18 protein-coding genes are annotated in these 13258 nt (G+C 64.5%); 7 read left to right on the top strand and 11 right to left on the bottom strand.

The genetic code is table 11. The features are described 5' to 3' along the window. Positions 1–60 precede the first annotated feature (60 nt). The 3 genes from GN330_RS21675 to GN330_RS21665 all read left to right on the top strand — a co-directional run bounded on the left by GN330_RS21675 (position 61) and on the right by GN330_RS21665 (position 1980). Positions 61–642: a DUF1214 domain-containing protein gene (locus tag GN330_RS21675; protein ID WP_156715507.1), complete on the top strand. Its 582-nt coding sequence runs from the start codon at positions 61–63 to the stop codon at positions 640–642. Beyond that, a complete protein-coding gene (locus GN330_RS21670; protein ID WP_156715505.1) occupies positions 635–1189 on the top strand; it encodes a DUF1254 domain-containing protein in 555 nt (184 codons plus the stop codon). Before GN330_RS21675 ends, GN330_RS21670 begins: the two co-directional genes overlap by 8 nt. A 77-nt stretch (positions 1190–1266) precedes the next feature. Then, a complete protein-coding gene (locus tag GN330_RS21665) occupies positions 1267–1980 on the top strand; it encodes a DUF1013 domain-containing protein (protein ID WP_156715503.1) in 714 nt (237 codons plus the stop codon). Positions 1981–2108: 128 nt separating this feature from the next. Here the strand turns inward: GN330_RS21665 and GN330_RS21660 are convergent, their stop codons facing one another. Further along, complete coding sequence (locus GN330_RS21660) at positions 2109–2312, bottom strand: hypothetical protein (protein ID WP_156715500.1); 204 nt, start codon at positions 2310–2312, stop codon at positions 2109–2111. Positions 2313–2498: 186 nt separating this feature from the next. On the opposite strand from GN330_RS21660, the gene GN330_RS21655 reads away from it, so the two are divergent. After that, positions 2499–3458, top strand: a complete 960-nt coding sequence (locus tag GN330_RS21655; protein ID WP_156715498.1) for a hypothetical protein — start codon at positions 2499–2501, stop codon at positions 3456–3458. Here GN330_RS21655 and GN330_RS21650 read toward each other — a convergent pair. The 3 genes from GN330_RS21650 to GN330_RS21640 all read right to left on the bottom strand — a co-directional run bounded on the left by GN330_RS21650 (position 3448) and on the right by GN330_RS21640 (position 6505). After that, positions 3448–3792 (bottom strand): DUF1491 family protein, encoded by a 345-nt coding sequence (locus GN330_RS21650; protein ID WP_343041039.1) that lies wholly within the window; start codon positions 3790–3792, stop codon positions 3448–3450. The two genes, GN330_RS21655 and GN330_RS21650, sit on opposite strands and share 11 nt — an antisense overlap. Positions 3793–3948: 156 nt before the next feature. Further along, positions 3949–4743, bottom strand: coding sequence for a peptidoglycan-binding domain-containing protein (locus GN330_RS21645; RefSeq protein WP_156715493.1), 795 nt, complete (start codon positions 4741–4743; stop codon positions 3949–3951). Beyond that, positions 4718–6505: a sensor histidine kinase gene (locus tag GN330_RS21640; RefSeq protein WP_156715491.1), complete on the bottom strand. Its 1788-nt coding sequence runs from the start codon at positions 6503–6505 to the stop codon at positions 4718–4720. The genes GN330_RS21645 and GN330_RS21640 overlap by 26 nt, the downstream gene beginning before the upstream one ends. Before the next feature lie 460 nt (positions 6506–6965). Between GN330_RS21640 and GN330_RS21635 the strand changes: the two genes are divergently transcribed. Together GN330_RS21635 and GN330_RS21630 are read left to right on the top strand one after the other, a co-directional pair. Beyond that, a complete protein-coding gene (locus GN330_RS21635) occupies positions 6966–7301 on the top strand; it encodes a DUF5330 domain-containing protein (protein WP_156715489.1) in 336 nt (111 codons plus the stop codon). 76 nt (positions 7302–7377) lie between these two features. Beyond that, the gene (locus tag GN330_RS21630; protein WP_156715487.1) at positions 7378–7806 is read left to right on the top strand and encodes a SufE family protein; all 429 of its coding nucleotides are present in this window, start codon (positions 7378–7380) and stop codon (positions 7804–7806) included. An 87-nt stretch (positions 7807–7893) separates the two neighbouring features. Here the strand turns inward: GN330_RS21630 and GN330_RS21625 are convergent, their stop codons facing one another. Both GN330_RS21625 and GN330_RS24240 read right to left on the bottom strand, forming a co-directional pair. Continuing rightward, the gene (locus tag GN330_RS21625) at positions 7894–8712 is read right to left on the bottom strand and encodes a DUF6456 domain-containing protein (RefSeq protein ID WP_156715485.1); all 819 of its coding nucleotides are present in this window, start codon (positions 8710–8712) and stop codon (positions 7894–7896) included. Position 8713: 1 nt separating this feature from the next. After that, positions 8714–9004, bottom strand: a complete 291-nt coding sequence (locus tag GN330_RS24240) for a helix-turn-helix domain-containing protein (RefSeq protein ID WP_156715670.1) — start codon at positions 9002–9004, stop codon at positions 8714–8716. 350 nt (positions 9005–9354) lie between these two features. Between GN330_RS24240 and GN330_RS21615 the strand changes: the two genes are divergently transcribed. Next, on the top strand, positions 9355–9669 hold the full coding sequence (locus tag GN330_RS21615) for a cytoplasmic protein (RefSeq protein WP_246188804.1): 315 nt from the start codon (positions 9355–9357) through the stop codon (positions 9667–9669). Between the two features lie 21 nt (positions 9670–9690). On the opposite strand, the gene GN330_RS21610 is transcribed toward GN330_RS21615, so the two are convergent. The 5 genes from GN330_RS21610 to GN330_RS21590 form a co-directional block, all read right to left on the bottom strand. Beyond that, on the bottom strand, positions 9691–10113 hold the full coding sequence (locus GN330_RS21610) for a Ros/MucR family transcriptional regulator (RefSeq protein ID WP_156715483.1): 423 nt from the start codon (positions 10111–10113) through the stop codon (positions 9691–9693). Between the two features lie 420 nt (positions 10114–10533). Further along, on the bottom strand, positions 10534–10893 hold the full coding sequence (mnhG, locus tag GN330_RS21605) for a monovalent cation/H(+) antiporter subunit G (protein ID WP_156715481.1): 360 nt from the start codon (positions 10891–10893) through the stop codon (positions 10534–10536). Next, the gene (locus GN330_RS21600) at positions 10890–11216 is read right to left on the bottom strand and encodes a cation:proton antiporter (RefSeq protein WP_343041037.1); all 327 of its coding nucleotides are present in this window, start codon (positions 11214–11216) and stop codon (positions 10890–10892) included. Before GN330_RS21600 ends, mnhG begins: the two co-directional genes overlap by 4 nt. Beyond that, a complete protein-coding gene (locus GN330_RS21595; RefSeq protein WP_106571065.1) occupies positions 11213–11686 on the bottom strand; it encodes a Na+/H+ antiporter subunit E in 474 nt (157 codons plus the stop codon). The genes GN330_RS21600 and GN330_RS21595 overlap by 4 nt, the downstream gene beginning before the upstream one ends. Then, positions 11683–13254, bottom strand: coding sequence for a Na+/H+ antiporter subunit D (locus GN330_RS21590; protein WP_156715479.1), 1572 nt, complete (start codon positions 13252–13254; stop codon positions 11683–11685). The genes GN330_RS21595 and GN330_RS21590 overlap by 4 nt, the downstream gene beginning before the upstream one ends. Positions 13255–13258 lie beyond the last annotated feature (4 nt).

Here is a 13258-nt window from a genome sequence, read left to right as displayed (position 1 = left end):
GTCTTTTCCATCCTGCCCGCACGCGCGCCGATATCGGGCCTCGCTTGCGAGGCCTGTTTGATGCGCATTCCGCTCTATGTCGCGCTGGTGGTCGCGATCGCCGTCGGCGGCGGCGGCGCCTCGGTCTGGTTCGCCCTCAACGCGATTGACGGGCTCGACACGCTCAGGGTCGGCGTCTGGACCGCCTATCCCGATTCCGGTACGCCACAGGTCGATCCCTATGGCCGGGCCCGTATCGCGCGCGACGGCGAGTTGCCACTGGGGCGCGCGGAGGGGCTGTATTTCCTCGCCAGCCGCGATTCGTCCGGACAGGGCCTGCGCCGGCGATGCCGCTACCGGATCGAAGGCGGCGTGCCGGTCGCGCGCTTCTGGACGCTTTATGCCGCCGACAGGACCGGACGCGCCGCGCCACGACCCACCGGGCCCGCGGACGGGCTGCACTCGCGCCAACTCCTGCGCCGGACCGACAATTCCTTCGAAATTGCGATCGGACGCGCGCCCGCGCCCGGCAATTGGCTCGCCGTGAAAGGAACCGGCGAGATGGTGCTGGTGCTCACGCTTTACGACACGCCGGTCGCCAACGGCGCCGATGCCCGCGACATCGAAATGCCCGCCATCTACAGGACCGGCTGCGATGCTTAGGCTGGCCTATACAATCCTGCCCGGCCTGGTCGGCGCCGCGATCGTGCACATCGCGATCCTGCTTCTCTTGCCGGCCTATGCCGAACGTGATGCGTGGTCGCGGCTGGAACAGGCCGGCGCGCCCAACAGTTTCGTCAGGCTGCCGGAAGCGGCCTCGGCAACGCGCGGCGCGCGGGCGCCGGACCCCTTCATGGCGGCCGGCGCCTGCCGTTTCGATGTTTCCGCAAGCGGAGTGCGCGTCCAGTCATCGCAAAAACCGCTGTTCTGGTCGGTCTCGGTCTATAATCGCTGGGGACACAACATCTACAGCCTGAACGACCGTACCGCCTCCGACGGTCTGCTGGACCTAGTCGTGGTCTCGCCCGACCAGATGATCGATCTGCGCAAGGAACTGCCGGAAACCCTCGCCGGATCGATCATCATCGAGGTGGAAGAGGACATAGGCATCGTCGTCGTGCGTGTTTTCCGCCCCGACGCCACCTTCGCCCCGCTGGTCGACGAGTTCTTCGCGTCGACACGTTGCGAACTGTTGCAAGACGCGATATAGCCTGCTCGATTTCCCATTCTGGTGGCTTCAACCACCGCCCGCGCAAGGGACGCGGGCGAAGAAAGGACAATTGTATCATGGCCAATCAGCTTCTCATGCCCAAAGCGACCGCGGTCTGGCTGGTGGACAACACGGCGATGTCATTCGACCAGATCGCCTATTTTTGTCACCTGCACCCGCTTGAGGTGAAGGCGATCGCCGATGGCGAGGCCGCGCAGGGCATCAAGGGCATGGACCCCATCACCACCGGGCAATTGACACGCGACGAAATCGCCAAGGCGGAGACCGATCAGAACTACCGGCCCAAACTGTCCGAGCCCAAGGTCCGCATTCCCGAAAAGAAGCGGCGCGGGCCCCGCTACACGCCGCTCTCCAAGCGGCAGGACCGCCCCAACGCGATTTTGTGGCTGGTGCGCAATCATCCCGAATTGAAGGACGCCCAAGTCTCGCGGCTGGTCGGCACGACCAAATCGACCATTGATCAGATCCGCAACCGCACGCACTGGAATTCGGCCAATCTACAGCCGATGGACCCGGTGACGCTCGGCCTGTGTACGCAAATCGACCTCGACCTGGAGGTTCAGCGCGCCTCGCGCGGCGCGCCGCAGCAGCAGAACGCCGACGAGACGCTTTTGCCGGCATCGGCGACCGAAACCCTGCCCGTTGGCGCCGGTGCGTCGCCTGTTGAGGATGAGGGCGAGAAGGAACTCGATGCCGACGCCGTCTTCGCCAAGCTGTCGTCGCTCAAATCCGCCGATCCGGAAGAGGATTCGGAAGAAAAGGACCAGTAGAACCCGATCCCGGAAACGGAGCCAGGCTTCGGACCGGGATATCGCGCCGTGAAAGGCCGGGCTCGCGATTGTTCTCCAGCGAAGCAGAGTCGTGGGCCGGAGCCGACCGCGCCCGCCTTTCGGCCGGCTCAACCCGGCCGGTCAGGAACGGCTGCTGACGGGTGCGTGGCGCGATGACTTTTTGTGCCGCCCGGTCCCGGTTGTCGACCGCTTTCGCGCTGGCGTTCATAGCGAACACCGGGAAAAACGACAATCGCGGCGGTGCCGGTCAGCCGGCGGCGGCCCGATTTGCGCATGGCGGCATAGGCTTGGAACTGGATGATGTTCGTCATGGCTGTGCGTTCCGTTGTATGGGTCACGACTGGCACGCTTACGACGCTCTATTTCCGGACTCTGCCCGCCATAGGGTTAACAGCTTGCTAACATATTGATTGTAGTGTGCCGGCATCGGCGCGCGGGCAGGTTTGAGAGCCCGGCGCAGCCAGCGTAACCGATCACCATGGCGTAGAGCGTATCACGTGAGTACAGCGGATTTCAGGCGGATTGCGGACCGCGATCAGGCCGGCAAGGCCGAGCGGTTGTTGCGGGCGGCGGTCTCGGCCTTCGCCTCGCTGACACGTCCCAGCCGGCGCGAGATCCGCCAACTCGACCAGCTCGCCGCCCCGTTGTTCGACAAGGTTCCGGCCGAGACGCTGCGCTACGTGGCCGCCGTTCTGTCCGAATCGCCGCATACCCCGCCTGCCCTTCTGGCACGGCTGTGCGACCAGAGTGCCGACATCGCCGCGCCCCTGCTCATCCGATCGCCGCTGCTCGGCGATGTTGCGCTGCTCGGCCTGATTGCCCGACACGGCCTCACCCATGCGCGCGTCATCAAAAGACGGCCTCGCGTCCATCCCACCATCATCCAGGTCAGCAAGCTGCTCGAGGCGACAGCCGCCCGACCAACCGAACAGGTCGCGCAGTCACCGGTGCCGGCCAGCCGCGGTCTGGCAGCACTCGTCCGCCACCGGCTGCTGCAGACCATGTCCGACAACGAAAACGCCGCCGCCGAGGCTTTGTCGGCGCACGGCCAAGACGACGAGGCGCACGATGACGACCGTTTTCGCAAGCTGAGGGCGGCCGCCTTGGCCGAAAACCGCGAACCGTTTTTCCGCGCGCTGGCCGAGACCGTGTCTCTGCCCTACGACACGGCACGCATGATCGCCCGGGCGCGTACCTACGACGATCTGCTCGTTGCCCTGCGCTCGCTGGACCTCAGCGAGGAACAGGCCTTCCTGCTTGCCTGCGCGGCCTCGCCGTGGCGCTTCCCCCAGCGCAGGAATATCCGCCTGTTCCTGGAAAAATTCCGGTCCATCAGCCGCGACGCCGCACGCGTCCTCGTGGACAATAACTGGCGCGACGGCGCCGGCCGGTCCGACAGGACCGCCCTTCCGCCGGCACAAGACGACGCCGGGGAGACGGCCGCGCTCAGGGCGTAAGAAGGTCGATCATTTCGCTCACCGGCGTCGACAGCTCGAGTTCCACGACCCAGGCGTCCGGATCGAACTTCAACTCGCGCTCCAGTTTCCTGGTCAGCGCGTCGTCGTCGGCGATCTCCGGCAGCGAAACAAACAGTCTCCCGGCCGGCCGGCCGTCGCGATAACCGGTTTGCGGCGCGGGCGCGAACAGGCTCACCGCACCGTTGCGGCCACGCTCGACGACAAAGATCGCTCCTGCCTCCGTCGCACCGCGATGCACGATGGCGGCGAAACCGCCGGCCGCGAACGCCCGCCTGATCAGCGAGGATACGAAAAGATCGGATGTGACGCGCACGTGCAAACCTCGCCTGCCGCCGGGCCGCGTCTGGCGCTCGCGCGGATGGTCGGCCTAGAGCGTTTCCAGGCGAAGTGGATGCCGCTTCGCCGCTCGGAAACGCGTTAAAACAATAAGTTGGAGCCGATATGCGATTCCGTGAAAAGCAGAACGGCTCTAGTTCGTAAGTCCGATTTCGGTCATCTTGGCAAGCAATTGCGCGTCAGGCTGGCCGGTGACGGGAAGACCGAACAGCGACTGGAACTCGCGGATCGCGCTGCTTGTCTGGTCGCCAACGATCCCGTCAAGGTCGATCCCGTCATGGCCGAAAGCCCGCAATCCAGCCTGGATCTTGACGATATCGGCATCGCCGAGGCGTCCCGGCGCCGGTCTGTCTTCGGCAGAGGCTGCCTGGCGCGGTTGCGGACGCGGCGCCGGCGCGGGCAAGGCAGCGATTTTCTCTTCGGCCTGCGGACCCTCGATCTGCCGCAGCAGCGCATCACTGACCTCGCCGTCGACCTCGAGCCCTATCGTCTTTTGATAGGCGGCGATCGCCTGCTTGGTCAGCGGCCCCGAAAGCCCGTCGACGTCGCCATCGTAGAGGTCCAGGCGCGCAAGCGTGGCCTGCACCTTGCGCACCACCGGATCGCCGACGGCCGGCGGCGGCACCGAGGCGGTGACATCCGGGCTCGGCGGCAGCACCGCAACCACCGGCTCCTCGCGCAGCACCCGGCTGGGGGCAGGCGCTTGGGCCTTGACCATGATGCGCGTCTGCATCAGCGGCCTGGGATGCTGATAGGGCTGGTACCAGAGCGCGTTGGCAGACACATAGCCCAACGCCACGACAAACGCCGTCACGCCACCGACAAGGATCGGGTTGCGGGCAACCGTGGCGCCGACGACGGTCGCGAGGCCGCCAAGCGTCTCGGCCAGGACCGGGCTTTTTCTACGCGAATTTGCGGAGCGGGTCATCGGATGCGTCTCTCGATTGTCTTTCCGTCTCGATTTTCACGACATGCGGCGCGGGTTCGTGTGCAACGGGGGCACCTTCGGGCACCGCGATCGTGACCGTCGTGCCCTCGCCCGGAGCGCTTTCGATCGCCATGGTGCCGCCATTGCGCTCGACCAGCCCTTTAACAAGCGCCAATCCGAGCCCGGTCCCCTCATATTGGCGGGTGTAGTCGTTCACAACCTGGAAAAACGGTCTGCCGATCTGGTGGAGTTCGTCTTCGGCCATGCCAATGCCGGTATCGCTGACCCACAATTCGAGCCAGCCGTCGTCGCGCGATCCGCCGACCGTCACGGTGCCGCCTTCGGGCGTGAACTTGACCGCGTTGGCGAGCAGGTTGATCAGGATCTGCTGCAGGGCGCGCTTATCGGCCAAAACCTCGCCGAGCGGGTGATCGCCGGCGACATCGACGCGCACCTGCTTGGCTCTCGCCTGGCACGACACGATCGAGCGCGCGGTCGCGACGATCTGGTCGACCGCGAAACGCTCATTGCTGGGCGTATAGGTTCCGGCCTGGATCTTGGCGATATCGAGGATCGAGTTCACCACGGAAAGCAGATGCTGGCCTGATTCCTGAACCAGCCCGACATAGTCGCGCTGGCGCTCATTGGCGAGCGGACCCGCCAGGTCCTGCAAGAGCATGTCGGAAAACCCGATGATCGCGTTGAGCGGCGTCCGCAATTCGTGGCTGACGGTGGACAGGAACCGTGAACGGTCGGCTTCGGCGCGCGCAACCGCCGTCTCCAGTTCGTCGCGCAGCCGGACCATGTCGTCATTGGCGCGCAGGAAACCGACGAAACCGCCGGCTGCTGCGCCACCGGCAAACTCCAGCCGGAACGGGCCGTAGATGGCCCCGACATCGCCCTTGTTCAGGCGCGGCAGACGCACCCGCAACTCCAGCGAACAACGGTCGGCGCCTTCGCGCATGTCGGCCAGCGCGTTGAGATAGTGAACCCGGTCGGATACGTGGATCCGGTCGAAAAATCCCGTGCTGAGCAAAAACTCCGGTTCCAGACGCAACAGCTCACGCGCCTGCGTCGAGACGTCGGTCAGTTCGCCATTTGCGGCGAACCGCAACGTCACCGCGTCGAGCAACCCGTCGAGCGCGTCCTCATCGGGCGCGCCGGCCTGGTCGCGCGAAATATCCCGGTCGCCGGTCTTGCGCGCGAACCACAGGCCGGCATAGATCACCGGCAGCAGCCAATGACCGGCCGACGCCCCGATTGCCGGAAGGTCGGGCAGGACGAAGCCGGCCAGGCCCGCCAGCAGGATCGCCGCGCCGGCGGCGACTAACCCCGTCAGCAAAAATCGGCGGTTGCGACCGACATTGTCGGTTTCCGCGATCAGGGGAAGCCAAGCGAGAAAAAGCGGCGAGGCGGTACCGCCGGCGAAAGACATGACGACGGCGCTTGAAAGCACCGCCGCGCAAAGGGCAAGCGGGCCGGCTATCCGCCGCGAGCCGGTCTGCGCCACGATCACGGCTGCGGACCATCCGGCCACGAAGGCCATGCAGATCGCGGCAAGTGCCGCCGAAACGCCCAGCGGAACGGTCAGCACCTGCGCGAACGCGGCGGAGGCGAGAAACGGACCGGTCAGCGACGCCGCCAGCAGGCGGCGCTGGCGCGCTCGCTCGCCGGGCTCGGCGACGCCCGGATGCACCAGCCCCTCGCAAGCCTGCGAAAGCCTGTTCTGCCATCCTCCGAGACTTTTATCGACGCTACCCAAAAACACGCACTCGCCACTTGTCCGCTTAGCGGATCACCGTTTTCCCGAAACTCTCATTCTCCCTTTAAGGAATGAATAAGGGCCGGCAATCACAGCGCGAAGCTTGACGGAAAATCCGATTTTAGCAGGGCACGGCCGGCGGAACATCGGCGGATGGTAAACACTTGGTATGCGTCCCCATCGGCGGCCTTTGATCGGAAGCAAGCCGCAACTCGCCCCTTCCGGTCCAAAAAAATCAGAAAAATCAGCGCTGTAGTTCGTTAATACGAGCTTGCCGGAACAGGTGGGAATCGCGGCAAGTTTTCCTTAAAGGCCGATTGCGCGCATTTGCGTCGAATTTGACGAAAAAGTCCCCTTTTGCGGCAAGCGTCCTTTCGCAGCCGTGTGGCATGTCGGTACGGGAAGGGAAAAGCCTGGCCACGCAGATGTAAAGCCCGGCTTTGTCGATGGGGAAGAAACAATGGGTTTCCTGATCAAGACGGCATTCTGGTTTTCGCTGGTCCTGCTTCTTCTGCCGATCTCGCCGGAGGGCACGGACCCCGAAGCCACGGTCGATCCGCTCGAGGCAGTGTTCGCCGCGCGGGCCGCCATCAGCGACGTGTCATCGATGTGCGATCGTCAGCCCGATGTGTGCGAAACCGGCCGCGCCGCGGTCCAGACGATCGGCGTGCGGGCCCGCGAAAGCGCGCGCATCGCCTACGAATTGCTGGACGATCAGTTCGGGCAGTCCGACCCGGCCCTGACCACGGGAACCGTTGCGACGGAGCCCGCGGACACCGGTGCGACGGCGGATTGATTCGCCGCAATCGGCATTCAGGAAGTGACGTACGCCGCGCGAGCCCCTATATGCGGGGGCAAAGGCTGCGCGATTCATGACATCTGACCTGCAAACCATACTCGACGACTTCTCCTTTCTCGACGACTGGGAGGATCGCTACCGTTATGTGATCGATCTCGGCCGCGACCTGCCGCCCTTCCCCGACGAGCACAAGACCGACGCAAACAAGGTGCGCGGCTGCGTCAGCCAGGTCTGGCTGACCACCAAGCGGGAGGCGGGCGACGACCCCGTCATCCGGTTCACCGGCGATTCGGACGCCCATATCGTGCGCGGCCTGGTCGCGATCATGCTCGCGCTCTATTCGGGAAAAAGGGCAAGCATGATCGCCACGACCGACGCCGAACCGGTGTTGCGGCAGCTCGGCCTCGACGAGCACCTGACACCGCAGCGGGCCAACGGCCTGCGCGCCATGGTTTTGCGGATGCGCAAGGACGCCGAAACGGCGTTGCGCGAAAAAGCCTGACCCGGCGCGATCGCGCCGGAATGGCTCATGATCGACCACGATGCCTCGCGTGGCTATCCTCCTCGGGCCGACGTCCGTTTTGGGCGGTCATGCTCCGGTGGCCGGCGATCGCAGGGATGGCCGGAAATCCTCGGCTCCCCAGTGATGGCCGCGGCGGCGGTGGATCCGTGGGGAGCCCGGCGCATAGTGGCGGGCCAGGGCGGCGAGCGCCGCCTTGAGCAAGATCTTTGCGGAGCGTGACGGCCATTGGCGTTCGGCTTCGACCTGCCCTATCCCCTTGAGGAAACAGCAGACGTCGATCAGGATGCCGGAAAGTTCGGGACCGACGGCCCCGATGGCCGCGTCGACGCGCTGACGCGCCGCCAGCGCCGCTTCGGTCAACTCCGCGACACCGCCACCCTCGCCGCGACGGCGCGACGCGATGGCGGCATCCCAGTTGGCACTGATGCGCGGTGTCAGGCGACCTCTGTCGTAGTCCGAGCGCAAGCGCTCGCCGGCATTGACCTCGGCTTCGCTCAGAAACGCCGCGCCGTCGCGCCCACGCCGGCGTGCGAGCTGTGACAGGGGCGATTCGGCCAGATTGCGTCTGACCGTGTTGCGCCTACCTTCGACGTCTATCTCGACCTCGATCGTTTCCCCGTGCTGCGCGCGGAACGGATCCCGCCCCGCCTTCATCCGCACCAGGCTTGCCTGGCCGGCGGCGGTCAGCACGAGACCACCATCGCATTCGCGCGCCAGTCCGGCCCGCAACACGGCCTCCAGCGCCTCGGTTTGAACGCTGATCGTCCCGCGGGTCGCGCCCACGAGGCGTTTTCGGCCCACGTCGGCGCACGCCTCGACGGTCGCCGCGTTGCAGGCCAGGAACCGCAGAATACGCGATTTCGGCTTCCGGGTTTCGACGGCCATCTCAGGCAAAATCCCGATACCGCAGCGCCGCGCGGGCGACACGCTCGGCCATAGCCACGATGGTGTCGAATTCCTCGTCGTCGCGCATGTCCTCGATCAGGTGGCATGCATGAAGGACAGTCGTGCGGTCGCGCCCGAAGCCGCGACCGACCTCGCTCATCGACAGGCCCAGGACGACATGGGCGACATACATCGCTATCTGGCGCACGCGCGCGACCGCGAGCGCGGTGCGGCCCGGGCGACGCAACTCCTTGCTGCTGACCCCGAAGATCGCCGCCGCGATGTCGATCATGCATTCGCAGATCTCGATCTTACGCTCGATCGGGTCTTTCGAGGCGTGTTGTTCCGTACAGGCGGGCCGGGCCTGACCCGGGCGGCCCGCCCCAGCGGCTGCGTCAAAGGCACGGTTGACGATCACGAGACATGTTTCCTTTTTCGATAATAGGAATATGTTCTTATATCGATCCACCAGCAACCTGTGAACAAACAGGAAACGCACGCTAGGGTAGCATTGGATCAAATCTCTGATTTTCTTTGATCTTTTTTCGAAGAAACCTGGCAATCCCGCCGATTTCCTCCCCGCCCGACCAGAACCGGCAAGACTCGTCACCGACAGCGGGACGGGAGATTCGGATGCGACGCATGATCGACGAGGCGCAAGCCTTCGGCGGAAAGAAAGCCGAGCAGGCCCGCGTGGCCGCGAACCGGGTCGCGCTGTTTGCCGTCTGCGGTATCGACCTTGAAACCGCCGTGGACGCGCCGGTCGCACGCAAACGCCTGGTGCGCCTACGCCTCAAACGGCTCATCGAACGGGAGAGGCTGAAGGGAGAGGCGCGCCACTGGAGCTACGATCTCAACCGGCATATCGCGCTGAAACAAGTCTATGATCTGCTGGGGGCCAATACGCCATCACGCGCGGGCAAAACGAAAACGGCGCCCGAAGGCGCCGCTCGATAAGTCACGAAACCGGACGCAAACTCAGCTCTTGCTCTTGCGGCCGAGTCCCATCTTCTTTGCAAGTTGGGACCGCGCCGCGGCATAGCTCGGCGCAACCATCGGATAGGTCGCGTCGAGGCCCCATTTTTCGCGATACTGGTCAGGCGTCAGCCCGTAATGCGTCATCAGATGACGCTTGAGCGATTTGAACTTCTTGCCGTCCTCGAGACAGATAATGTAGTCGTCGTGGATCGACTTTTTCGGATTGACGGCCGGTTTCGGCTTTTCCGCCGGCACGATTTCCGCAGAGCCGCCGACGCGGCCCAGGGCTGCGTGAATCTCGGCGATCAGGTTAGGCAATTCAGCCGCCGGCACCGGGTTGTTGCTGACATAGGCAGCAACCACGTCAGCCGTCAGTTCGATCAGAGTGTCGTTGTTTGCCACCGACGTCTCGGAAGTTTCCATGTTTGTCTAAGGCCCCGTTTTCAAGATATTCGATTGTCATGCAGCGTTCTTCGGCGCTGCTCGCCAAATCTGCGCGAACGCCATCACTAACGACGTTTCACTCGCCCCGTAGATAACCCCTTCGCTAAATAATTCAAGGAAAACCTCGGATTATTTTAGGGGGAAATACATACAGCCTACCCCCTAGAATTTGTATCCTTAATTTATCATTTACAACCATTACGCGTTTTTTGCGACGCTTAGCAGTTCCAAAGTAGAGATTCCGGCCCGTTGTGAGATTTCCGCGCGATCGACATGCCGGCGGCAGAAGCGGACCTGAAGCCTGCAATCAACCAACCTGTGCCGTGACCGCGCCCCGTCGGGTGACGGCGCGTCCTTGTGTGAAACACCGCCGTGCGAGGAACTCGCCTGGCGGCGGCGTCAATCGACGTCGGCGGGGCTGCTTTTTACCTGTCGCGCCATGTCATCATGCACCGACCCATGCCACAGCTTGTAGCCGGCGATATAGGCGGCTCTGGCAAGAAGATGGGCGGAGATCGGCGCGGTCAGTAGAAAAAACACCACCCCAGCTAGCGCGCGCGTGGTCACCGACGCGTCGTCGGTATAGATGCTGAGCGCGATCAGCATCACGCAGGCGCCAAGCGTGCCGGCCTTCGATGCGGCGTGCGTGCGGCTGTAGAAATCCGGCAAGCGCACCAGCCCTATCGCCGCGACCAGCGCGAAAGCGGCGCCGATGACGATCAGCGCCCCGACAACATAATTATACAGTTCGGCCATCATCGCTGCACCTCGCTTTTCGGCGGTGGCGTCTCGCCTTCCTCGCCGGCACGGCGGCTCATCACGAAACGCGCGAAGGCGACGGTGGCCAGGAAGCCGACCAGGCCGAGCGCGATGGCCACGTCGACATAAAGCGTAATGCCCGTCTTGATGCCGATCACCGCAATGAAACCAATCGCCACCGACACCAGCATGTCGAGCGCGATGATGCGGTCGGGCAGCGTCGGGCCGCGCATGACACGAAACACAGTGACCAGAAAGGACAGGCTCAACAGGCCGAGCGCGATGTCCTCGGCCAGAACCAGAAACGTCTCCCCGCCGCTCACCGGAACGCCTCCAGGATCTTGCGCTCGAAGCCGGTGGCGATGTCGAACCGGGTCTGGTCTGGATCCGAACAGTCGATCGCGTGCACATAGAGGAAGCGGCGATCCTCCGACACGTCGACCGAAAGCGTGCCCGGGGTCAGCGTGATCAGATTGGCGAGCAGCGTGATTTCGAAATCGCGGTCGACCTTGAGCGGATAGGCGAAGATGCCGGGCTTCAGGTCCATCCTGGGTTGCAGGACCAGAACCGCGACACGCCAGGCCGACAGGACGAGTTCGTAGGCGAACAGGAGTGCGAGCGCGACGACGCGGCGCGCGCGCGCGAAATAGCCCAGCGATCCGACCTGCTCGCGGATGAGATAAAGCGCCGCCGCCCCGAACGCGAAGCCAAGCAGGAAATTCGAAAAACTGGCCGAGCCGGTGATCGCCATCCAGGCCAGGGCAAGCAGGATATGGTTCAGATAGAGGATCATGAGCCGGGTCCCAGCGGAAAGACGGCCTCCAGATAGGCGGACGGGTCGGTCAATCCGGCCGCCGCGAGCTGCGCGAGTTGCAGAACCGGTTCGGGGTACACGCCGATCCAAACCGCCGGCACCAGCAGCCCCGCCAGTATGGCATAGCCGCCGCCGAGTTGCGTCGCCGCGCCGTCGTCGCCGGCCGGACTGCCTTCCGGCCTATCGCGCCAGAACGCGAGCGCGAACACCCGCGCAAGCGCGACCGTCGTCAGGATCCCGCTCACCAGGATGGCGATCGCCAGCCACCACATGCCCGCATCCAGCGACGCCTTCACCAGCACGACCTTGGGCCACAGACCCGAAAGGGGAGGCAAGCCTGCCGCCGCTAGCACCAGCGCGAAGGCGATCGCCGCCAGCATCGGATGCGCCCGATACAGTCCGGCGACATCATGCAGCGAATAGCTGCCGCCGGCTTCGTGCATCAGGCCGACCAGAAGATAAAGCGCGGTCATGATCAGGATCGAATGAACCGCGTAGAGCACGGTGCCGGCGAGCCCGAGCGGGCTGCCGAGAGCCAGGCCGGCCAGCATCACGCCGATGCCCGACACCACGACGAAGCCGACGATGCGACGCAGATCGGACTGCGCCAGCGCCCCCATAATGCCCAACACCATCGTCGCGCCGGCGACCCAGGCGATCAACTCGGACAGCACGATCCGCTCGAGCGGGAACAGCACCATCATCGAGCGCAGCAGCGCATAGATGCCGACTTTGGTCAGAAGACCGCCGAACAGCGCCGAGGTGACGATCCGCGGCGTGTGATAGGAGGCCGGCAGCCAGAAATTGAGCGGAAAGGCGGCCGCCTTCATGCCGAAGGCCAACAACAACAAGGTCGCGATCGTCATCAGCGGGCCTGTCTCGCGCGCGGCCCCGACCTTGTTGGCGATATCGGCCATATTGAGCGTGCCGAGCGTGCCGTAGAGCGCGCCGGTGGCGATCAGAAACACGGTCGTTGCGACGAGGTTGAGCACGGCATATTTGGTCGCGCCGTCGATTTGGCGCTGTTCGGAGCCGAGCACCAGAAGTCCGAAGGACGAGATGACGAAGACCTCGAACCAGACATAGAGATTGAACAGATCCCCGGTCAGAAAGGATCCGTTGACGCCGGCCAGCATCAACAGCAGGAACGGGTAGAAGCCATAGCGTCGGCCGGTCCCGTCGATGTCGCGGATTGCAAACAGCGCACCCAGGAGCGTGACGAAGGTGGCGGTGAGCGCGAAGGTCGCGCCAAGCGCGTCGGCGTTGAAACTGATGCCGAAAGGCGGCAGCCAGCGCCCCATCGTCATCACCAGCGCGCCCTCGGCGATCACCCGGCCAAGCAGTGCGGTCGTCGCGGCCAGGGTCGCCGCCGCCACGACGACCGCCATCCAGGCGTGCAGGCGGACCTGGTGGCGCACCATCAGCAGGATGGCGCCGCCCAGGATCGGCAGCGCGACCGGCAAGATCACGACCCAGTCGGCGAGCGCCGTCGGGGCAGTCACCATCGCCGCGCCGAGATCGACGGAATTTGCGCTGCTTACGGCCATCTCG

Origin of the sequence: Nitratireductor arenosus (assembly GCF_009742725.1) — a bacterium.
GTDB lineage: Bacteria > Pseudomonadota > Alphaproteobacteria > Rhizobiales > Rhizobiaceae > Mangrovimarina > Mangrovimarina arenosa.
The sequence above is the reverse complement of the archived record's forward strand: the minus strand, read 5'-3'. Positions and strand labels throughout refer to the sequence as shown.

Bases quoted from the DNA above. Each gene is read 5' to 3' on its own strand.
- GN330_RS21675 (WP_156715507.1), top strand. From the start codon at position 61: ATGCGCATTCCGCTCTATGTCGCGCTGGTGGTCGCGATCGCCGTCGGC.
- GN330_RS21670 (WP_156715505.1), top strand. From the start codon at position 635: ATGCTTAGGCTGGCCTATACAATCCTGCCCGGCCTGGTCGGCGCCGCG.
- GN330_RS21665 (WP_156715503.1), top strand. From the start codon at position 1,267: ATGGCCAATCAGCTTCTCATGCCCAAAGCGACCGCGGTCTGGCTGGTG.
- GN330_RS21660 (WP_156715500.1), bottom strand. From the start codon at position 2,312: ATGACGAACATCATCCAGTTCCAAGCCTATGCCGCCATGCGCAAATCG.
- GN330_RS21645 (WP_156715493.1), bottom strand. From the start codon at position 4,743: ATGACCCGCTCCGCAAATTCGCGTAGAAAAAGCCCGGTCCTGGCCGAG.
- GN330_RS21635 (WP_156715489.1), top strand. From the start codon at position 6,966: ATGGGTTTCCTGATCAAGACGGCATTCTGGTTTTCGCTGGTCCTGCTT.
- GN330_RS21630 (WP_156715487.1), top strand. From the start codon at position 7,378: ATGACATCTGACCTGCAAACCATACTCGACGACTTCTCCTTTCTCGAC.
- GN330_RS21625 (WP_156715485.1), bottom strand. From the start codon at position 8,712: ATGGCCGTCGAAACCCGGAAGCCGAAATCGCGTATTCTGCGGTTCCTG.
- GN330_RS24240 (WP_156715670.1), bottom strand. From the start codon at position 9,004: ATGATCGACATCGCGGCGGCGATCTTCGGGGTCAGCAGCAAGGAGTTG.
- GN330_RS21615 (WP_246188804.1), top strand. From the start codon at position 9,355: ATGATCGACGAGGCGCAAGCCTTCGGCGGAAAGAAAGCCGAGCAGGCC.
- GN330_RS21610 (WP_156715483.1), bottom strand. From the start codon at position 10,113: ATGGAAACTTCCGAGACGTCGGTGGCAAACAACGACACTCTGATCGAA.
- mnhG (WP_156715481.1), bottom strand. From the start codon at position 10,893: ATGATGGCCGAACTGTATAATTATGTTGTCGGGGCGCTGATCGTCATC.
- GN330_RS21595 (WP_106571065.1), bottom strand. From the start codon at position 11,686: ATGATCCTCTATCTGAACCATATCCTGCTTGCCCTGGCCTGGATGGCG.
- GN330_RS21590 (WP_156715479.1), bottom strand. From the start codon at position 13,254: ATGGCCGTAAGCAGCGCAAATTCCGTCGATCTCGGCGCGGCGATGGTG.